The organism is Gilliamella sp. (assembly GCF_024104075.1).
Classification (GTDB): domain Bacteria; phylum Pseudomonadota; class Gammaproteobacteria; order Enterobacterales; family Orbaceae; genus Gilliamella; species Gilliamella bombi.
In genome coordinates this window covers 1-21,091 of sequence record NZ_JAGGHR010000037.1, presented here as the reverse complement: position 1 = coordinate 21,091, position 21,091 = coordinate 1, and the positions used below count along the sequence as shown (strand labels likewise).

The 21,091-nt window shown below is 30.3% G+C and carries 16 protein-coding genes, 1 other RNA gene and 2 pseudogenes; all 19 read left to right on the top strand.

All coding sequences use genetic code 11. The features are described 5' to 3' along the window. Window positions 1–193: 193 nt before the first annotated feature. Window positions 194–505 (top strand): annotated as a pseudogene (infC, locus tag J6569_RS09630) (translation initiation factor IF-3); the annotation flags it as partial. 85 nt (window positions 506–590) lie between these two features. Then, window positions 591–788, top strand: coding sequence for a 50S ribosomal protein L35 (gene rpmI, locus J6569_RS09625; protein WP_034913143.1), 198 nt, complete (start codon window positions 591–593; stop codon window positions 786–788). 30 nt (window positions 789–818) lie between these two features. Next, window positions 819–1,172, top strand: coding sequence for a 50S ribosomal protein L20 (gene rplT / locus J6569_RS09620; protein WP_024496189.1), 354 nt, complete (start codon window positions 819–821; stop codon window positions 1,170–1,172). A 209-nt stretch (window positions 1,173–1,381) separates the two neighbouring features. Further along, a complete protein-coding gene (pheS, locus tag J6569_RS09615) occupies window positions 1,382–2,365 on the top strand; it encodes a phenylalanine--tRNA ligase subunit alpha (RefSeq protein ID WP_034913145.1) in 984 nt (327 codons plus the stop codon). A 16-nt stretch (window positions 2,366–2,381) separates the two neighbouring features. Beyond that, window positions 2,382–4,769, top strand: a complete 2,388-nt coding sequence (pheT, locus tag J6569_RS09610; protein ID WP_296318333.1) for a phenylalanine--tRNA ligase subunit beta — start codon at window positions 2,382–2,384, stop codon at window positions 4,767–4,769. A 4-nt stretch (window positions 4,770–4,773) separates the two neighbouring features. Next, window positions 4,774–5,067, top strand: coding sequence for an integration host factor subunit alpha (locus J6569_RS09605; protein WP_034913150.1), 294 nt, complete (start codon window positions 4,774–4,776; stop codon window positions 5,065–5,067). A gap of 146 nt (window positions 5,068–5,213) precedes the next feature. Continuing rightward, window positions 5,214–5,309, top strand: an RNA gene (gene ffs / locus J6569_RS09600) — signal recognition particle sRNA small type. 148 nt (window positions 5,310–5,457) lie between these two features. Then, window positions 5,458–6,600, top strand: a complete 1,143-nt coding sequence (locus J6569_RS09595; RefSeq protein WP_296318332.1) for a polysaccharide biosynthesis/export family protein — start codon at window positions 5,458–5,460, stop codon at window positions 6,598–6,600. 29 nt (window positions 6,601–6,629) lie between these two features. Continuing rightward, window positions 6,630–7,529: a hypothetical protein gene (locus J6569_RS09590; protein WP_034913158.1), complete on the top strand. Its 900-nt coding sequence runs from the start codon at window positions 6,630–6,632 to the stop codon at window positions 7,527–7,529. Beyond that, complete coding sequence (locus tag J6569_RS09585; RefSeq protein ID WP_174798272.1) at window positions 7,529–8,332, top strand: ABC transporter permease; 804 nt, start codon at window positions 7,529–7,531, stop codon at window positions 8,330–8,332. Before J6569_RS09590 ends, J6569_RS09585 begins: the two co-directional genes overlap by 1 nt. Continuing rightward, on the top strand, window positions 8,332–8,991 hold the full coding sequence (locus J6569_RS09580) for an ABC transporter ATP-binding protein (RefSeq protein ID WP_174798273.1): 660 nt from the start codon (window positions 8,332–8,334) through the stop codon (window positions 8,989–8,991). Before J6569_RS09585 ends, J6569_RS09580 begins: the two co-directional genes overlap by 1 nt. A gap of 26 nt (window positions 8,992–9,017) precedes the next feature. Further along, window positions 9,018–11,111, top strand: a complete 2,094-nt coding sequence (locus J6569_RS09575; RefSeq protein ID WP_296318331.1) for a hypothetical protein — start codon at window positions 9,018–9,020, stop codon at window positions 11,109–11,111. 417 nt (window positions 11,112–11,528) lie between these two features. After that, window positions 11,529–12,725, top strand: a complete 1,197-nt coding sequence (locus tag J6569_RS09570; protein ID WP_296318330.1) for a capsular biosynthesis protein — start codon at window positions 11,529–11,531, stop codon at window positions 12,723–12,725. Between the two features lie 9 nt (window positions 12,726–12,734). Then, on the top strand, window positions 12,735–13,826 hold the full coding sequence (locus J6569_RS09565; RefSeq protein ID WP_296318329.1) for a stealth family protein: 1,092 nt from the start codon (window positions 12,735–12,737) through the stop codon (window positions 13,824–13,826). A gap of 43 nt (window positions 13,827–13,869) precedes the next feature. Then, window positions 13,870–15,528 carry a stealth family protein gene (locus J6569_RS09560; protein ID WP_296318328.1) on the top strand — a complete coding sequence of 553 codons (1,659 nt, stop codon included), beginning with the start codon at window positions 13,870–13,872 and terminating at the stop codon, window positions 15,526–15,528. A gap of 28 nt (window positions 15,529–15,556) precedes the next feature. Beyond that, window positions 15,557–16,055, top strand: a pseudogene (locus J6569_RS11300) (CatB-related O-acetyltransferase); the annotation flags it as partial. 288 nt (window positions 16,056–16,343) lie between these two features. Continuing rightward, window positions 16,344–17,780, top strand: a complete 1,437-nt coding sequence (locus J6569_RS09550; protein ID WP_296318327.1) for a glycosyltransferase family 2 protein — start codon at window positions 16,344–16,346, stop codon at window positions 17,778–17,780. 249 nt (window positions 17,781–18,029) lie between these two features. Then, on the top strand, window positions 18,030–18,899 hold the full coding sequence (gene htpX, locus J6569_RS09545; protein WP_174798279.1) for a protease HtpX: 870 nt from the start codon (window positions 18,030–18,032) through the stop codon (window positions 18,897–18,899). Window positions 18,900–19,036: 137 nt separating this feature from the next. Continuing rightward, window positions 19,037–20,974, top strand: a complete 1,938-nt coding sequence (locus J6569_RS09540; RefSeq protein WP_296318326.1) for a U32 family peptidase — start codon at window positions 19,037–19,039, stop codon at window positions 20,972–20,974. Window positions 20,975–21,091: the final 117 nt, after the last annotated feature.

Here is a 21,091-nt window from a genome sequence, read left to right as displayed (position 1 = left end):
AAACAACAGTTGCACCATCATTCACCCTACCAGTAAAGTGAGGACACCGTAAATATGCCGACCACCTCTGAAAATATAAGTGTTTGGAGAAAGATAGAGAAGTTAAACTCTGTATGGCCATTCTGAGAAAGATAGAAGAAACTTATCTGAATGATAAAGCTACAAATGGCTCACTCCAATTTATACCCTCTAAAAGAGTAAAGCAACAAAAGAGCAGAAGAAGAAGCAAAAGGTTGTTCAGGTTAAGGAAATTAAGTTCCGACCTGGTACAGACGAAGGCGACTATCAGGTAAAACTCCGCAGCCTGATTCGCTTTCTTGAAGATGGCGATAAAGCTAAAGTAACGTTACGTTTTCGTGGTCGTGAAATGGCTCATCAACAGTTAGGTTCTGAAATGCTTGATCGTATTAAAAAGGATTTAGCTGATTTGGCGGTTATTGAATCTTATCCAACCAAGATTGAAGGTCGACAAATGATTATGGTGCTAGCGCCGAAGAAGAAATAATGGTTCGACAAGCTAGATTTTGATACTATTGAAAACTACACCATTATTTTGTTTTTATTAACAATGCGAAGTGGAAATTAATAAAATGCCTAAAATTAAAACTGTAAAAGGCGCAGCAAAGCGCTTTAAAAAAACAGCTTCTGGTGGCTTTAAGCATAAGCAAGCTAACAAGAGTCATATCCTAACTAAAAAATCAACTAAGCGTAAACGTCATTTACGTGGTTTGACTACTGTGTCAAAAGGCGATTTAGGTTTAGTTACTGCGTGTGTTCCATACGTTTAAGTTTTGATTAATTATTAGAGGATATAGTTTATGGCTCGTGTTAAACGTGGTGTTATTGCTCGTGCACGTCACAAGAAAATTTTAAAACAAGCAAAAGGTTATTATGGAGCTCGTTCACGTGTATATCGTGTTGCTTTCCAAGCTGTAATTAAAGCTGGACAATATGCTTACCGTGACCGTCGCCAACGTAAACGTCAATTCCGTCAATTATGGATTGTTCGTATCAATGCTGCTGCTCGTCAATGCGGTCTTTCTTATAGCCGATTTATTAATGGGTTAAAGAAAGCGTCAATTGAAATTGATCGTAAGATCTTAGCTGATATTGCTGTATTTGACAAAAATGCATTTGCTGCATTAGTTGAAAAAGCAAAAGCAGCACTATAATAGCTTTATAAAAGCCGAGTTATCTCGGCTTTTATCATTCAATTTTAATATTTTAAGAGTAAATTTATTATGAATATAGTTATTTTTTGTTTCTTTTTTGGTTTCTTTAGCAATACTAAATCGTGAGGCAAAGAAAAAACAAAAAATAATTATAAAAGCCTCAAAAGAGGCTTTTTTTATGCAATAAACACAATAAGCAGGAGAACTGTATGTCTCAATTAGTTGAACTGGTGAATAACGCCAAATCCGCTATTGAAAGTGCTAATGATATTAATTCGATCGAACAAATTCGAGTGGAATATTTTGGTAAAAAAGGTTATTTTACAATGCAAATGGCTTCTTTACGTGACGTTCCTGCCGATGAACGTCCATCTGTGGGGCAGAAAATCAATGATGCAAAGCAAGAAGTTGTTCAGCTATTGAATCAAAAGCGCAATTATTTAGAGCGTCAGGCTCTTAATGCGAAACTAGCCAATGAAACAATTGATATTACATTGCCTGGTAACTCACTTGAACTAGGCGGATTACATCCAGTTACAAAAACAATTAATCGATTAGTTGATTTTTTTGGTGAACTAGGTTTTGTTGTTGAAACCGGTCCTGAAATAGAAGATGACTACCATAATTTTGATGCATTAAATATTCCTGCTCATCATCCTGCTCGTGCAGATCATGATACATTTTGGTTTGATGCAAAACGCTTATTAAGAACGCAAACGTCAACAGTACAAATTCGCACAATGGAAAATCAAAAACCACCCATTCGAATAATTGCTCCTGGAAGAACATATCGAAATGATTATGACCAAACACACACACCAATGTTCCATCAAATGGAAGGTTTGCTGGTTGATAAAGATATCAGTTTTACACATTTAAAAGGGTTATTGCATGATTTTCTACACTGCTTTTTTGAAGATAATATGGAAATACGCTTTAGGCCGGGTTACTTTCCATTTACAGAACCATCGGCTGAAGTTGATATTAAAGCTAAAAATGGTAAATGGCTAGAAGTCTTAGGCTGCGGAATGGTTCATCCTAATGTATTACGTAATGTAGGCATTGATCCTGAAGTTTATAGTGGTTTTGCATTTGGTATGGGGATAGAACGATTAACTATGTTACGTTACGGCGTCACTGATTTGCGTTCTTTCTTTGAAAATGATTTACGTTTTTTAAAGCAATTTAATTAATTCTGGAGATCAAAACATGAAATTTAGTGAAAGTTGGCTACGTGAATGGATCAATCCAGAAATTAGTAGCGAAACGCTAGCTGATCAATTAACAATGGCTGGTTTAGAAGTTGATGATGTCGAAAAAGTAGCAGGTGACTTTACAGGTGTCGTTATTGGTAAAGTCGTTGAATGTATGCAGCACCCGAATGCTGATAAACTTCGTGTAACAAAAGTTGATATAGGCAAAGAAGAATTACTTGATATCGTTTGTGGCGCGCCAAACTGTCGACAAGGTTTGACTGTTGCATGTGCTACAGTGGGGGCTGTTTTACCAGGTAATTTTAAAATCAAATCAGCTAAGTTACGAGGTGAACCGTCAGAAGGCATGCTATGTTCATACTCAGAACTGGGGATTGCTGATGAACATAATGGTATTATTGAATTACCTGATGATGCTCCTTTGGGACGAGATATTCGTGAATATTTAAATTTAAACGATGTCACAATTGATATTAGTGTAACACCTAATAGGGCTGATTGCTTTGGTATTGTTGGGATTGCTAGAGATATTTCTGCAGTTAACAATATTCCAATGCAAGCACTTAAAGTTAACAGTGTACAGGCAACAATTTCCGACACAGTATCAATAAAAATAGATGAACCCACAGCATCACCTCGCTATTTGGGTAGGGTAATTAAAAATATTAATGTTAATGCTCAAACGCCACTATGGATGAAAGAAAAATTGCGTCGTGGTGGAATTCGTTCAATCGATGCCGTTGTTGATATAACTAATTTTGTATTATTAGAAATTGGCCATCCAATGCATGCATTTGATTTATCGCAGATTGAAAAGGGCATAATTGTTCGTTATGCACGCAAAGATGAAAAACTGACTTTACTTAATGGTAGTGACATTAAACTTAATGATAAAACTTTAGTAATTGCCGATCACCAAAAAATCTTAGCGCTAGCGGGGATTATGGGTGGTGAAAAATCTGGTGTAACACAAACAACCAAAGATATATTTCTTGAAGCAGCATTCTTCAACCCATTAGTTATAACAGGTAAAGCACGTGAATACGGTTTACATACAGAAGCGTCACACCGCTATGAACGAGGAGTTGATCCTTTCTTACAATTTACAGCAATGGAACGAGCAAGCCAATTATTAATTGATATTTGTGGTGGAGAAGCAGGTCCAGTTATTGATGTGACACATGAAGCTGAACTTCCTGCACAAGCAACTATCCAATTGCGACGTAATAAAATTGATCGCATTATTGGTTATACAATCGAAACACAAAAGATTACCGATATTTTAATTAGACTCGGTTGTGAAGTTGAATATAAAGACAATGTTTGGATTGTAAAATCACCAAGTTGGCGTTTTGATTTGCAAATTGAAGAAGATTTAGTTGAGGAAGTTGCCCGTATTTACGGATATAACAATATCCCAAATGCCAATTTGAAAATTGAATCAGTAATGAAACCGAAACCAGAAAGTCAAATCCCATTACGTAGAGTAAAGGATTTATTGGTTGATAGAGGGTATCAAGAAGCGGTGACATATAGCTTTGTTGATCCAAAAGTTCAGCAAATATTATATCCTGAATATCCAGAAATTAAATTACCTAATCCGATTTCAAGTGAAATGTCAGTTATGCGTTTATCGCTTTGGTCTGGGTTATTAGATGCGATACTATATAACCAAAATCGTCAACAAACGCGTGCCCGATTATTTGAAACTGGATTGCGTTTTATTCCTGATGAAAATTGTGAATTTGGCGTACGTCAGGAGTTAATGTTAGCAGGTATTGTTACTGGTAATTTATATGAAGAACACTGGCAACTCCCTAAAAAAAACGTAGATTTTTATGATCTCAAAGGTGATCTTGAGTCAATTTTTTCTCTTTTAGGGTGCGGTGATCAAATACAGTTTAAAAAATCTGAACTCCCTGCTTTACATCCAGGACAAAGCGCAGCGATTTATTTAAATGATGAGTTATTAGGTCATTTAGGAGTCTTGCATCCAGAAATTGAAAAAAAATTGTCTTTAAATAGTAAAACGCTTGTTTTTGAAATAAATTTAGCTAAAATTAGTAAAAAAGAGGTACCTGTAGCTCAAGATTTATCCAAGTATCCGTCAAATAAACGTGATATAGCTATTATTGTTTCAAATACAATACCAGCAGCGGATATTATTTTAGAGTGTAAAAAAGCGGGTGGTGAGCAACTTATTAAAGTGACTCTTTTTGATGTGTATCAAGGTGAAAATATCAAAGAAGATCAAAAAAGCATTGCTATTAGTTTGATTTTACAAGATAAATCACGTACGCTTGAAGAAGAAGACATAACTAACATTGTAAGCAAATGCGTTACTGCCTTACAAAATCGTTTTAAAGCCCTATTAAGAGAATAATAATATGACATTAACTAAAGCAGATATTGCAGATCGTCTTGCCGAAAAATTTAATATTGATCGACAAGAATCTAAAATCCTTGTAGAGCTATTTTTTGAAGAGATTCGGGTAGCTTTAGAAAAAGGAGAACCAGTTAAATTATCTGGATTTGGTAATTTTACAGTACGTGATAAAAATTCACGCCCAGGTAGAAACCCAAAAACAGGTGAAAGTGTTGATATTTCAGCTCGTAGAGTTGTTACATTCAGACCTGGTATAAAATTCAGAGAGCGTGTTGAAAAAAATTTAGTAATCTAATTTCTGAATTACGTAATATCATATTCAAATAATGGCTTTCCTTTTGATATAACATCTAAAGAAAAGCCAAACAACTATTTTATGCTAAAAAGTAGTTGTAAAAAATTAATAATTCAAGCATAATATTTTCGCTTCTATGGAGGCTCTATGGGTTCTCTTGCAACATTTTTTTGCTCACTAGGTCAGGTCCGGAAGGAAGCAGCCAAAGTAAAATACATGTGTGTGGGATGTAGCTTATAGGGTCTCCTCCAATGCATGTTTGCAGTAAATTTACCTATTTTTTAATTATAAATAAAATTAAATATATTTTATCAACTAAAATACATGTGTGAATTTCTAATTCAAAACCTTTAAAAATATATAATCAATTGATGAATAAGGAAATTTATTTTGAAATTACCGTCCCTTCTTCCAATAACGCTAGCACTTATTTTAAGTGGTTGTACTGTTTTACCTCATTCAGGACCAAATTTTTCATCTATAAAAAATATAAATAAACAACATGCTGAATTAGATAAAATTTATAATAAAGTAAAAATCGTTAATTTAAATATTTCACCTGATTCTATAAAAGAAGCGCAAACTAATTTATTTAACTTTACAAAGCTTATTAATGAAAGAGATAGCCAAGATAAAAAAGTTGATAATATAGGTAAAGGCGATAGTATAAAGATTTCTGTAATTGAAACCCCTCCAGCAATACTGTTTGTAGGTTCAGGTGATACAGGTGCTCCAAAAACTGGATTAACTGAATTACCAATAGTAATTGTTGATTCTAAAGGGTTTATTTCTTTGCCGTTTGTTGGAAATGTGAAAGTTGCTAATAAAACTCCCACTCAGTTACAAAAAGAAATAATTGAAAAGTTATCTGGAATTGCAAATAGACCCCAAGTAATTGTCACTGTTTTAGAAAAACGTTCTTCAAATGTTACAGTTATTGGTGATAAATTTAGTGGTAAAATGCCTATAACAGCTAAGGGGGAGCGTTTATTAGATGCCGTTACCATGTTAGGTAGCAATATGTATGATATTAAAGATACTTTAATACAAGTCACTAGGAATAATAAAGTTAATAAAATTCCACTAAGTTTAGTATTATCTAATCCTAAATTTAATGTTCATCTTCAAAAAGATGATGTTATTACTTTGATTAATAAGCCTAGTTCTTTTATTTCTATGGGGGCAATAGGCTCAACAAAAGAAGTCAGATTTGAAGCTGTTGGAATTAATTTGTCACAAGCATTAGCTCGTATTGGTGGTTTACGAGATAGTCAATCTGATGCCCGAGGTGTTTTTGTGTTTAGATATCAAGACACTTTGTCGATAGATAATAAGAAAGAGCTTGTACCAACTGTTTACCAAATAGATTTAAATAATCCTAATTCATTCTTCATAATGAAGAATTTTCAAATTAAGAATAATGATATTGTTTATGTTGCATCTGCACCAATTCTAGAACTACAAAAATTCTTATATGCGATTTTCTCACCAGGTGTTGGAGTTGTTAATCAAATTAACCAGATTAGTGAATAAGTTTTTAATTATTGCACTCGTGAGATTTTATGTTTTTAAATTTTAAAAGAAAAAAAAGTTGGTTATTACATCTAATTGTATCATTACCAACTTTATTATCGATAATTTATTTTGGATTAATTGCTGAAAATATTTATACATCTGAAGCAACATATATTATACGTTCTTCGGATACTCAATCATCATTGGGAGGATTGGGAAGTTTTTTTTCAAAAGTTGGAATTTCACGCTCTAATGATGATTCATATGTTGTTTTGTCATATATAAAATCTAGAGATGCTCTATCCTCTGTTGAAAAAGTTTTACCAGTACAAAAGTGGTATACTCAAAAAGGCGATATAATATCTCGATTTAATGGATTTAATCTTGACTCGTATAATAAAAAAGAATATTTCTATCGATACATGAGTAATATGATAAGTGTCAATTTTGACAGTTCTACAGGTATTGCTACAATTAGTGTAAATGCTTTTGATATGCAAGATGCATTCAAAATAAATGAACAATTATTAAAACAAGCTGAAGGTTTTGTAAACCAAATAAATTTACGAGCCAAACAAGATCTCATAACCGCATCGCTAGCAGAACTGAAAAATGCTGAATCACAGATGAAGAAAGAAGCTCATGCTCTAGCTGAATTTCAAAGAAATAAAAATAGAGATGCTAATTTAGCTGAGTATCAACAGATATTAATTAATAATACGGTTGCTAAACAACAATTTGAGGCAGCCACATTATCATTACGTAATGCTCAGGTGGAAATAACTAAAAAGCAACTTTATCTAGAGCGAATAGAGCAGCCGAGTATATCAGATGTATCATTTAAACCCGCACGCATTTATAATATCATTGCAACTTTTATAATTAGCTTTTTAGTATATGGTATTATTAATTTACTTTCAGCTGGTATAAGAGAACATAAAGATTGATGACGGAAGTAATTAGTAAAACATCATTTATGCGTTCATTAAAAATACAAATTAATGTATTGAATGCTTTAATTTTAAGGGAAATAATTACCCGTTATGGACGTAATAATATCGGTTTTCTTTGGCTATTTGTTGAACCTATGTCGTTAACGTTGTTAATAAGCTTAATGTGGTTTTTTTTTAAAATAAATTCTGTATCCAATCTTAATATTATTGCATTTGTATTAACAGGCTATCCAATGGTAATGATGTGGCGTAATGCTTCATCTCGAGCAAAAGGTTCAGTAACTGCCAATAAAGCATTGTTATATCATCGTAATATCAAAATTTTAGATCTAGTCTATGCACGTGTATTTCTTGAAGTGATTGGGGCAAGTGCTGCTCAAGTTTTTGTTATATCAATTTTTATTTTTGCTGGGCTAATTGCTATACCCTATGATCCTTTTTATATGTTATGTGCATGGGGGTTGATGTGTTGGTTTTCTCTGGGGTTAGGTCTAATCATTTTTGTTTTATCTGCCAAATATGGTGCTTTTGATAAAATGTGGGGTACTTTAAGTTTTATCCTTATGCCTTTATCTGGAGCTTTCTTTTGGGTTGATACCTTTCCCCATGAAATACAAAAGTTACTGCTTTATATTCCACCAATTAATGGAACAGAAATGTTTAGAGCAGGTTATTTTGGCCCCTCAACTATAACACATCAAAGTGTAAGTTATTTAGTTTTTTGTAATATAGTTTTATTATTTGTGGGATTAACCATGGTAAAAATTAATGAGAATTATATTCTTGAGGATAATTGATGATTATTGTTAAAAATGTAGGTAAACGGTACTCAACAAGAAAAGGATATAAAACAGTCCTAAATAATATCAATTTTTCATTATATAGAGGAGAAAAAATTGGCATTTTGGGACGTAATGGTGCAGGTAAATCTACACTAATTAGACTTCTAAGTGAAATAGAAAAACCAACTACAGGTTCAATAATAAGGAATATGTCAATTTCTTGGCCATTAGCTTTTTCTGGTGCTTTTCAAGGTAGTTTGACGGGAATGGATAATTTAAGATTTATTTGTCGAATTTATGGATGTAATATCGAAAAAACGAAAGAGTATGTTGAAAATTTTGCGGAATTAGGTGATTATTTATATGAACCAATAAAAAAATACTCTTCTGGCATGAAAGCTCGTTTAGCTTTTGCGTTGTCTTTATCAATTGAGTTTGATTGTTATTTAATTGATGAAGTAATTGCTGTTGGTGACTCTAGATTTACAGAAAAATGTAAAACAGAATTATTTGAAAATAAAAAAGATCGCGCTCTTATCTTAGTTTCACATAATATGAATGCTATAAAAAATTATTGTGATAAAGCTATGGTGCTTGATGCTGGTTACTTATATCAATTTGATACAATTGAACAAGCTTATATTTACCATAATAAACAACAAAAAATTACATAAGCTTATTATTAATAGAATTATTCTAAATGAAAAATGTTCTAGTCTTTTCAAAAAAAATCCTGACAATAAAAAGTATTAATCACTTTTTTTCTGATCTGTCATTTAGTAAAAAAAATACTAAGAAGAAAATTGATGCAGTTGCAGGGTGGGGATATCGCCCAACAACAATAAAAGCTAGGGCATATGCAACTAAACATTTACTACCATTTATTGCTCTTGAAGATGGCTTTTTACGTTCTATTGGTTTAGGTCTAGAAGGCTATCCTCCACTATCACTTATTGCCGATAGAATTGGAATTTATTATGATTCTAGAAAGCCTTCAGAATTAGAAATATTAATTAAAAATAAAACAAATTTAAATAAATATATAAATGAAGCAACCTTTGCATTAAAATTAATTATTGAAGCACAGTTATCAAAATATAATCATGCACCTGATTTTTGTGGTTTCGAGGATAAAACCAATAATAAAAATAAAAAAGTATTAGTTATCGATCAAACATTTGGAGATATGGCTGTCGAGCTAGGTGGAGCAAATCAACAAACCTTTATATCAATGCTAAATTGCGCAGTCAATGAGAACCCACTTTCAACAATTTATGTAAAAACCCATACAGATGTAATTAATGGATATAAAAAAGGTTATTTAACTCAAATAGTTAACCAAAAGTCTGTTATGTTATTTAGTGAAGATGTAAACCCTCTTTCATTGCTTAAACATTTTGATAAAGTGTATGTCGTTACATCGCATATGGGATTTGAAGCACTTTTATTGGGTAAACATGTTGTTACCTTTGGTTTACCTTGGTATGCTGGTTGGGGATGCACTGATGATCGACATAAAAATATAAACCATTTACGAGCAAATGATAGAAGAACTCAAGCCACAGTCTTAGAGCTTTTTATCGCAAGCTACATATTATATTGTAAATACATTAATCCTTATACAGGCAAAAAAGGAACTATTTTTGATGTTATTAACTATTTAATCAAAATCAAAACACTCAATAATAAACTTAGAGGTAATATTGACTTAGTTGGGTTTTCATTCTGGAAGAAACAAGTACTGTTACCTTATTTAAGGCTACCTTCTGTAAAAGGTCGATTCTATTCAGTGCGTAGATATATAAAAATTCTCAATAACAAAGATGCAAAAAATAAACTTAAAACTGAAAAATTATTAATATGGGGGCAAGGAAAAAAAGAGTTACTTCCAATTATTAACAGTATGAATCCATTTCGTATTGAGGATGGCTTTATCCGTTCTATTGGTTTAGGATCCAATCTAGTTATGCCATATTCACTGGTTATTGATAAACTAGGTATTTATTTTAATTCCCAAAATATTAGTGAATTAGAGTTTTTATTAACAAATAAAAAAGTTACTAAAAAGGAAAAAGAAAAAGCCAGCTCACTACAAAACTTACTAATTGTAACTAAATTAGGTAAATACAATGTTGGTAAGAAAATGAATATTAGACCTATTGGAAATAAGGAAAAAATCATTTTAATACCTGGACAGGTTGAGGATGACGCATCTATTTTATATGGTTCTCCTGTTATAAAAACAAATCTAGAATTAATAAAAGCTGTTAGACAAAATAACCCTGACGATTATATTGTTTATAAACCTCATCCAGATGTTTTAAGTGGTAATCGAAGAGGTCAAGTTGATGCATTTGAAATAAAAAAATATGTTGATAATATTATTGAGTTTGTTGATATTATCGATTGTATTGAGCAAGTTGATGAAGTCCATACAATCACTTCATTAGCAGGTTTTGAAGCTTTAATCAGAAATAAACTAGTAGTGTGTTATGGGCAACCATTTTACTCAGGCTGGGGGTTAACAATTGATATATATCCTAATGTTAGAAGAAATAGGTCATTAACACTCCATGAACTAATTTATATAGTTATGTATGATTACCCGATTTATATTCATCCTGATTCTTTAAATTTTACCGATCCAGAAACTTTAATAAATTATTTAAATGATAAAAAATTAAAAGCTTCAAGAGAAATTAGGCAGGTTTGGTTAAAAAAACAATTTAACAAGTTAAAACAAGTTGTTTTTATTATTTGTAAATTAAAATTAAAGAAAATTAAACAACTATAAATTTTTTATTGTAGGAAAAATAGAGTTATTTACACTCATGGTTAAAATAATCCACTAAAAATTCATAAAGCGTTTTTTCCTAAATCGCTTTTATTCGGTTTAACCATACAATTATGTGATTAAATAAGATTTCTATATTTTTTAACAAAAAATTACAAATTAGTATTTTTATGTTAAAATATTCAAAATATATGCAAAAATAGAACGTTTTAATTAATTACCCAGAATCTGAAGTTAATCTTTCTTTGTTTCTTCATGTTTCAATGTGGACGTTTAATTTTGTTGACTAATTGAAAATAAATATTATAGGAATAGATTAATAAATTAAATTTTCATAAATATTTTTTATTACAATAAAATAAATTATTCAAGTAGTAAATAGTTTTTGATATATAATTTGTTACTTTCAATGAAGCAATGAACCACTATTTATACGAACTAATCCATACTCAAAGAAATATATTATTTCTACAAGGTCCTATTGGTCCTTTTTTTAAAAACGTTGCAGAGTGGTTGAAAAAATCAGGATGTAACGTTTATAAAATAAATTTAAATGGAGGTGATGAGTATTTTTATTCAAAAAATAGTGTTTCTTTCTGTAAATCAGTTGAAGAGTTCCCTCAATTTTTACAAGATTATATCTATCAACATTCTATCGACGCAATTATTGTTTTTGGCGATTGTCGGATATACCACAAAATAGCTAAGTCAATAGTAAATTCTAATCCAAATTTATCATTTTGGGTGTTTGAAGAAGGTTATCTTAGACCGCATTATATTACTTTTGAGAAAGATGGGGTTAATGGTTTTTCTCTCTTACCTAAAAATCATGATTTTTATCAAAATATTGAAATTACCTCTATAGATGATAGTAATGGGAAGTCTCATTATTATTCAATGATTTACTACAGTATTGTTTATTATTTTTTTATGCTATTAAAGAAATATAAATATTCTAATTATATACATCATAGGAAAACATCATTATCTTTTTATGCTTTTCATTGGGCTTTAGCTTTAATTAGAAAATTGAAATCAAAGTTAATAGAGCCTAGATTGATAAAAAATGTTATTGACAATGAATATAAACCATTCTACATTTTTCCCCTACAATGCAATCAAGATTTTCAAATTCAAGAGCATAGCCATTATCACTCTATGAAATCATATATTTTCAGAGTTATACGCTCATTTTCTTTATTTGCTGATGAAAAAAGCTATTTACTAATCAAGCATCATCCGATGGATGAAGGTTTTAATAATTATAACCGACTAATAAAAAAATTGGCTAGTCGTTATGGTGTTAGTAAACGGGTGATATATATCCATGGCGTTCCTATGCCAATTTTACTTAGAAAAGCAATCGGATTGGTAACAGTTAACAGCACTTGTGGACTTTCAGCCTTGATTCATGGATTGCCTGTAATTGCTCTTGGTAATGCACATTATGATATAAAAGGACTAACTTTCCAAGAAGGGCTTGACCTTTTTTGGAAGGAAAGGCATAAACCCGATACTCAATTGTTTGAAAGATATCGTAGTTATTTGTGTAATAAATCACAAATTAAGGGATCTATTTATTATAAGGATTTTAAACTTAATATTAGTTTATAGATATTATATATGAGTAAGCTTACTAAATTTTTAAAAAATCCTCAAATATTTTTCAGAGATTATTTTATAAAAAAATATCCTCTTTCTTTTGATGAACAAAATCATAATGTTTTTGATGAAGAAATATTGATTTCGAATGATTTTAAATTATATGATCTTGATATTAATACAAGCGACGAACCTGTTGATGTTGTTATCACTTGGGTTAATAATCATGATCCTAACTGGAAAAAAAAATTAGAATACTATAAAAGTCAACAAAATATAAATTTAGTTAATCCAATGTCTATAGATAATGCAAGGTTTGAAGAACATGGAGAGTTGTTTTATGTGATTAAAAGTATTAAGAATTTTATGCCATGGGTAAGAAATATATTTTTAATTACGGACAATCAAATCCCAGAATTTAAGTTACCTAATAAAGTTGTTATTGTTGATCATAATCAAATAATTGATAAAAAACATCTTCCTACTTTTAATTCTCATGTGATAGAAGCTCATCTACATAATATACCTTATTTATCAGAGAATTTTATTTATTTTAATGATGATGTCTTTGTCGCTAGAGATTTACCTAAATCTCATTTTTTAAGTGGCAATAATTTATCATCTCTATTCCTAAATAATAAAAATTTGGATGTTATGCTCAAAAAAGGAATTAGTACTCCTACATTATTAGCATCGTTAAACTCTAGAAGACTATTATTTAAAAAGTATGGAAAAGATATCAATATTCCCTTAGTTCATACATACATACCGTTAAAAAAAACTTATTTTAATTTTGCATGGACTTATTTTTATAAAGATATTAAAGCATTTATTAATAATAGATTTAGAGCTGATAATGATATTAATTTAGCTACATTTTTAGTGCCCTGGATGATGTATATTGAGAAGCAATCAATACTAGCTCGAGATATTTGTTATTATTTTAACATTCGATCGACCTCTGCTAATACTTATTATAATATATTAAATTATAAAAGCAAAATGCCTCCTCATTCTATTTGTGCAAATGATTTTATTTCACAAAAATCATCTTTGTCATATAAAAAAAATAATTTGATAATATTTTTGAAACAATTTTACACTAATACTTAGTTGCATATTACTATATAAAATTAAAATTTATAAAAGAGGTTTCATGAGATTTATAGCAAAAACAAAAAAATTAGTACGCAATCCTAAATTATTTTTTGATGATTTTAAATCTAAAAGGAAAAAAATCATTTTACCGGGGAGCTCATCTATTCTTTTGACAGATATTGTTTCTAATATGGAAAAAGGTAAAGAAAAGAACAAAGAAAAGGACAAAGATAAATCTAAAAAGAAATCTAAAAAGCAAATTCCAACTTATTACCAAAGAGTAGGCATTAATGATAAAGGAAATTTATTTTACGAAAGATTAATTGAATTTTGTAAACTAGTTAAAATCCCCTTTATGACTGGAGCAACTGAAGATTCTTGGATGAAAGGAATTCACATTGATTATAAAGATCTGAATATTTTTGTTAAAATGCTTCAATATTGGTTTTCAGAACAAGATTATTATCTTAAAGTTGATAAAGAATTTTTCTTAATTAAAGATATTAAAAAGAAGATAGATATTCCTGAATTGAATTTTTTTGATTTAGCTCATATTGAAAATGAATACTCAACAAAATCTTTTTCGGCTAAATACTACTCACTTATAAGGGTATATTTTTGGAGTCAACAAGTTACCTATTCTACTTTATCTCTTTATACAATTAAAGGAAGTAACAAATTTGTTAGTAAATTAACACCAGAAACATTTAAGAATTATATTAATTGCAATAAAAATTTAGATGAGTACTTAAAATCTAGTTCAATTTGCCATTCTTTCCCGATCGATGCTGTTATTACTTGGGTTGACGGAGATGATTCTAAGTGGAAGGCTGAGAAAGATTTATATTCTAATAATGTTGATTCATTAAACGGAGAAGGCAGAGCAAATAAAGATGAGCGTTTTCGGAATAGAAATGAGTTAAAATATCTTTTAAGATCTATTGAAATGTTTGCACCTTTTATAAGAAACATTTTTATTGTAACTTGTGGACAAATTCCAGGATGGTTAGACATTAATAACGATAAAATAAAGTTGATTGATCATAAAGATATTTATAAAAACAAAGATGCTTTACCTACTTTTAACTCAAGTAGTATTGAAACCCAACTTCATCATATAGATGGGTTATCAGAACATTTTTTATATTTTAATGATGATTTTATGTTGACGGACTTTTGTACGCCTAATGACTTTTTCTTTGCTAATGGTATTATGAAGTATTTTCCAGCAGAAACTAGAGTTTATGAAGAAGATATTGATGACTCAAGAGAAGAGTATTTATTATCTGATCGTAACGCAATTGGCTTAATTAAAAAAGAGCTTGGGAAATCTGGCAATGACATAATGTTACATTGTCCTTATCCATCTAGAAGAAGCCTTTTATATTTTTTAGAAAATAAATTTGAAATGGAGTTTTCTAAATGCGAAAAAGAAAGGTTTAGGTCTAAAAATGATTTAAGACCGATTGCATTTATGCAGTATCATTATGGATTTCAAAAAGGGCTAGCTGTCCCATCAACTTTATCACATCGTTATTTAGCTTTGTACAAAAAAACGATTGATAAGCAGTTTAATGGTGTTTTTAAAACACGAAAATATAAAACTATTTGTATTAATGACGTTGCAGTGCCTGAAGATAAACTTTTATCTGTAAACGATTTAACGATTGATTTTTTAGAGTCTTATTTCCCTTTGAAATCGTCATTTGAAAAGTAGTTAATATATTCCAATATTAGTGAATAATATGAATTACGAGCAAAAAGTCATTTTGGGAAAACATAAAATATATACGGATACCATATTATTGGAATATTTTGTTCAAATTCTGTGTGAAGCACCACTAAAAATTGTAGGTAAAATATCGTTTAAAGGTCCTATCAGTGCATACACATACATAAGAAAGAGGTGTTGATTGTCTCTAGGTTTAATAAAATCAATAGAGAAATATTGTTCAATAGCTCCTGATGTAAAAATAGATGATGGGAATCATTCTACTATTTAGTTATCAACAAGCCCTTTCCCGTGAGGGGCTTTTTCTATACTTGTAGAACAGCCATTGGAAAATAGAATCGTTTATACAAAACTAATAAACTATTACAATTGGGAATGATGCGTGGACTGGGTATATAAATGTTACTATCACGCCGAACGTTACTATTGGTGATGGTGCTATAATTGCAGTAGGTGCAATTGTTGTAAAAGATGTTGAACCATATTCGATAGTAGGTGGTGTACCAGCTCAAGTAGATAATTTAATAAATAATAAAAAATTTCTGAAGATTATTTTAATATTGTGAAAATTGAACCTATGAGAGTTATTATATAGTAATGAATGATATACTACATAAAAAACGCATTGAAATTATTAAGTAAAAAACTTATCAAGGTTGATTTGTAATTAATATAAACCTATGAGGTATTTTCAATTTGAAGATTAATTTTCTTAAAATTGATTTTTTTAAATCGTTATTTGAAAAATAAAAGATTATAATGCAGAGCTAACTAAATTTACTGGTAATAGGTGAACAAAAATGTCAAATACGGGCTTATTTGCTGTCTGCGCTATATGCAGAAATGAATTTCCATATATTATGGAATGGATTGCATATCAAAAATCTATTGGTATAGATCATATATATTTATATGATAATGTAAGTGACGATGGCACCTCTGAATTACTCATTAACCTTGATGCAATAGGGGAAATAACAAGAGTTCATTGGCCAAGAAAAAAGGATATTCCTCCTCAGAGAGAAGCTTATTCACATTTTCTGCAGAATTTTAGTCATCTTTTTGAGTGGGTTATGATTTGTGATATTGATGAATTTTTTTTACCTAAGCAAGGCAATATAAAAGACTTTGTTTTAGCTGCACAAAAGAAAGTGCCCGATGTAGCCGCTATTGCTATTCCTTGGCTTATGTTTGGTTCAAGCGGATTAATTACACAAGATGATAGACTTGTTTTAGAGCGATTTACTGCTTGTGATGAAAAACCTCATTCATCTGTTAAATCAATTTTTAAACCATCTAAAGTGTTTAATATGAGAACTCATATTTGTGATATTTTAGAAGGAAGCTATATAGATAATGAATTTGCTTTGCCGAAATGGAATGCTGAGCCAATTTCATTGGAAAAACCGACATTTGGGTATGGAATTTTTCATCATTATTTTACAAAATCAAAAGAAGAGTGGGAAAAACGTCGTTTAATGGGTAGAGCTGATAGAGCGCAGATTGTTTTTAGAACACTACAACTTTTTGATAGATACAATTTTCAGTCGTCTGTTAATGTTGAAATACATCGTTATTTAGAACAGGTAAAAGACGGAATCAAATATTTAAGTTATAAATTTAAGCTAAATCAGCTTAAAATAAAAAAGATAGATGAAAACTATACTCAATTGGTATCAATTGATCGACGTTGGATTATTGGGCGTATAAATAGCCAATTGAATAATATAAAAGTTAGAATTTTGCTTAATGATGAAATTGAATTTGTCTGTATTGCAAATAAAAAGTTTTCAGATCAATCAGTTGGTTTTATTTTAAACACTTCATGGTTGAACATAACTATTGAAAAAATAAATGTCTTTATTATTGGGAATGTTGAATCAGATACTTTTTATCCTAAAGATTTTCCTTCGCAAAGAGCAATGTTACTAAATTTAATCAAATATGCACCAAATGCTGAAGAAATTATTTTTCATCGTGCAGCGAGAATGGCAAGAACAGAAAAAGGGATGAAAAATATTTCAAAGATTAATTTTCCTACTTTTAATAAATACGAGCTATTTGGTGAATTATTAAAAATTGTTATTGAAGCTTATGAAACCCATTCTGATGTCAAAGAATATATTTGTGCTTTTTTAACAAAATATGGTAAGCATGGAAGTGTTGCTTATAATATGTTTACTAATGAAAAATATTATTCTTCCTCCTTTTTACCAAAACTAGAGGCTATATCATAATATATATAAAATTGAAATTATAAACACATTGAAGAAAAGGATACGGATTAAGGAATAAAATCCTATAATTTAGTTAGTACAAAACTGACTTAGAAAATTCTTTCAGATAAAATTAAAAAAGGATTTGAATATGAAAAATAACATAAAGTTATATTCTTATCGTATATAATATATTATTAGCCACTTTTGGTGATGGCTTTATTAATTTTCTGAAAATTTAAAATAGTAATAAAAAGAGAAATATTCATTATGATGCGAATTGGATTATTTATTTTAACTAACTTAGCCGTTATGTTTGTATTTGGAATCATTCTAAGTATTTTAGGCGTTGATGCGCATAGTACTTTAGGATTACTTATATTTGCAGCAATCTTCGGTTTTGGAGGATCTTTTATATCTCTTCTATTATCTAAGAGAATGGCTTTGAGGTCAGTAGGGGGACAAATCATTACTCAACCTAGTAATAGTCAAGAACAATGGTTACTTGATGTTGTTCGTCGATTGTCAACGGAACTTAATATAAAAATGCCAGATGTTGCCATCTATCATGCTCAAGATGTTAATGCTTTTGCAACCGGCGCAACTAAAAATAGTTCTCTTGTTGCAGTAAGTTCTGGTTTATTAAGTACTATGACTCAAGATGAAGCTGAAGCAGTAATCGGTCATGAAATGAGTCATGTTGCTAATGGTGATATGGTCACAATGACTTTATTACAAGGAGTTCTTAATACTTTTGTTATTTTTATTTCAAGAATGTTAGCATCCGTTGTAGCTCAAGCATTGGATGATCGTAATCGTGGTTTATCACAGTTAACCTATTTCTTGATAGTTATGGTTTTTGAAACCGTATTTGGTATTTTAGCAAGCCTTATAGCTATGTGGTTTTCTCGTTATCGAGAATTTCACGCTGATGCTGGTTCGGCTAAATTAGTAGGCAGTACAAAGATGATTGCCGCGTTAGAAAAACTAAAAACTAGCCATGAACCAAGTGAAGATACTTCAATTTTAGCATTCTGCATTAATGGAGCTAAAAAAGCAAAATTTTCTGAATTGTTTATGTCTCATCCGCCATTAGAAAAACGTATAGAAGCTTTAAGGAATGAAACTTATCGCAACTAAGGCTAGATGATCTATATCAAATTTATATTCAAACACATGCTTTCCTGAAAGTTTTTTACAAGTATTATTAATTTTATAATAATGCTTGTAAAATAAAAACCAAATTATTCACTAGTTAGATTTTCAAAGAGTTTATAATGTCAAATCTTGTCACCAATAATAAATTAGAATTGCTTAGTCCCGCTAAAAATATTGAGATTGCACAACAGGCTATTTTACATGGCGCAGATGCCGTATACATTGGCGGGCCAAATTTTGGTGCTAGGCATAATGCTGGTAATTCGGTTAGTGATATTGCCCAGTTAGTTGAATTTGCTCATCATTATTATGCAAAAGTATTTGTAACCTTAAATACCATTCTTCACGATAATGAACTTGAACCAGCAAGACAACTTATATGGCAATTTTATGACGCAGGTGTTGATGCATTAATTGTGCAAGATATGGGCATTTTGAGAATGGATATTCCTCCTATTGATTTACATGCTAGCACTCAAATGGATATAAGGACACCTGAAAAAGCCAAATTTTTATCTGATGTTGGTTTTTCACAAATAGTATTAGCTCGTGAGCTTAATTTAACTGAGATAGCTAAAATTCATGAGCAAATTGATGCAAAAATAGAATTTTTTATACATGGTGCGCTTTGTGTGGCATTTTCAGGACAGTGTTATATCTCACATGCACAGACAGGGCGTAGTGCAAATCGAGGAGATTGCTCCCAAGCTTGTCGACTTCCTTTTACCTTAAAAGATGATCAAGGGCGCATTGTTGCTTATGAAAAACATTTATTATCAATGAAAGATAATAACCAATCAGATAATTTGAACGAATTAATTCAAGCAGGTGTACGCTCCTTTAAAATAGAAGGACGTTATAAAGATCTAAGTTATGTTAAAAACATTACAGCTTTTTATCGTCAAAAATTAGATACTATTTTGTCAAATTCGTCTAATTTACAATCAGCGTCAAGTGGTCGAACTGAGCACTTTTTTATACCAGATCCTCACCAAACATTTCATCGAGGAAGTACAGATTATTTTGTACATGGAAGAAAATCCAATATAGGTGCATTCGATTCACCTAAATTCATTGGTTTTCAAATTGGTGAGATAACTCAAATTACACCTAAAACTATCGATATTAAATCTGAGAAAATATTAACTAATGGTGATGGCTTAAATGTACTAATAAAACGAGAGATCTTTGGGTTTAGAGCTGATAAGGTGGAGAAACTTTCGGCTAATCAATATCGAATTTATCCAAATGAAATTCCTAAGCCGCTTTTTTCAGTTAAATTACCTTATATAGTGAATCGAAATCTTGATCATGTGTGGCAACAAAATTTATTGAAAGCATCAAGTAATCGCAGAATTGGTGTGTCATTTAAACTATATAATATTGAAAAAGGTATAGAGCTAATTGCAAAAAGCGAAGAGGGCGTTTGTGTCAAGGTAGAACTTAATGGGGAATTCGAACTTGCGGAACAACCAGATAAATCATTAAAAAATATTAGAGATAATTTATCTAAATTAGGAAAAACTATATATTATCTTACTGATTTTGATTTAAATTTATCAAAAATTTATTTTTTTCCAAGTAGTCAACTAAATCAGCTTCGAAGGGATACTATTAATAAATTGACTGCTAAAAGATTAACAAGTTATTGTCGCCAAAAACGTAAACCAGAACAAAACCCAGTTCCGTTTTATCCTGAAAATCATTTGAGCTTTTTGGCAAATGTTTATAATCATAAAGCAAGAGAATTTTATACACAACATGGAGTTGAATTAATTGAAAGTGCCTATGAAGCACATGAAGTTAAAAACGATGCGCCCTTAATGATAACCAAACATTGTTTACGGTTTGCGTTTAATCTATGTCCAAAACAAGCAAAAGGAATTCAAGGTGTTAAAACTAAAGTTACGCCAATGAAATTAATTCAAAATAATGAAGAATTATTGTTAAAGTTCAATTGTAAAGCTTGCGAAATGCAAGTATGGGGTAAAATAAAAAAACACATTTTAAAAATGCCACTTCCTGGAAGTGAGATTATATTTATGGCAAAAAAATAAGGTATTTAAAAATGGTGGTTTAAGTTCATAATACCAAATATTATTTAACATAATATACATTATTGTAACGTATTGATTTTAATGATTATTTATTTTTGTTAATTTGTTAGTAGATTG

Excerpts from the sequence above, each read along its gene's own strand:
- J6569_RS09560 (WP_296318328.1), top strand. The coding sequence starts at position 13,870 with ATGAGATTTATAGCAAAAACAAAAAAATTAGTACGCAATCCTAAATTA.
- J6569_RS09540 (WP_296318326.1), top strand. The coding sequence starts at position 19,037 with ATGTCAAATCTTGTCACCAATAATAAATTAGAATTGCTTAGTCCCGCT.
- J6569_RS09565 (WP_296318329.1), top strand. The coding sequence starts at position 12,735 with ATGAGTAAGCTTACTAAATTTTTAAAAAATCCTCAAATATTTTTCAGA.
- pheT (WP_296318333.1), top strand. The coding sequence starts at position 2,382 with ATGAAATTTAGTGAAAGTTGGCTACGTGAATGGATCAATCCAGAAATT.
- J6569_RS09570 (WP_296318330.1), top strand. The coding sequence starts at position 11,529 with ATGAACCACTATTTATACGAACTAATCCATACTCAAAGAAATATATTA.
- J6569_RS09605 (WP_034913150.1), top strand. The coding sequence starts at position 4,774 with ATGACATTAACTAAAGCAGATATTGCAGATCGTCTTGCCGAAAAATTT.
- J6569_RS09590 (WP_034913158.1), top strand. The coding sequence starts at position 6,630 with ATGTTTTTAAATTTTAAAAGAAAAAAAAGTTGGTTATTACATCTAATT.
- J6569_RS09580 (WP_174798273.1), top strand. The coding sequence starts at position 8,332 with ATGATTATTGTTAAAAATGTAGGTAAACGGTACTCAACAAGAAAAGGA.
- J6569_RS09575 (WP_296318331.1), top strand. The coding sequence starts at position 9,018 with ATGAAAAATGTTCTAGTCTTTTCAAAAAAAATCCTGACAATAAAAAGT.
- pheS (WP_034913145.1), top strand. The coding sequence starts at position 1,382 with ATGTCTCAATTAGTTGAACTGGTGAATAACGCCAAATCCGCTATTGAA.
- J6569_RS09585 (WP_174798272.1), top strand. The coding sequence starts at position 7,529 with ATGACGGAAGTAATTAGTAAAACATCATTTATGCGTTCATTAAAAATA.
- J6569_RS09550 (WP_296318327.1), top strand. The coding sequence starts at position 16,344 with ATGTCAAATACGGGCTTATTTGCTGTCTGCGCTATATGCAGAAATGAA.
- htpX (WP_174798279.1), top strand. The coding sequence starts at position 18,030 with ATGATGCGAATTGGATTATTTATTTTAACTAACTTAGCCGTTATGTTT.
- rpmI (WP_034913143.1), top strand. The coding sequence starts at position 591 with ATGCCTAAAATTAAAACTGTAAAAGGCGCAGCAAAGCGCTTTAAAAAA.
- rplT (WP_024496189.1), top strand. The coding sequence starts at position 819 with ATGGCTCGTGTTAAACGTGGTGTTATTGCTCGTGCACGTCACAAGAAA.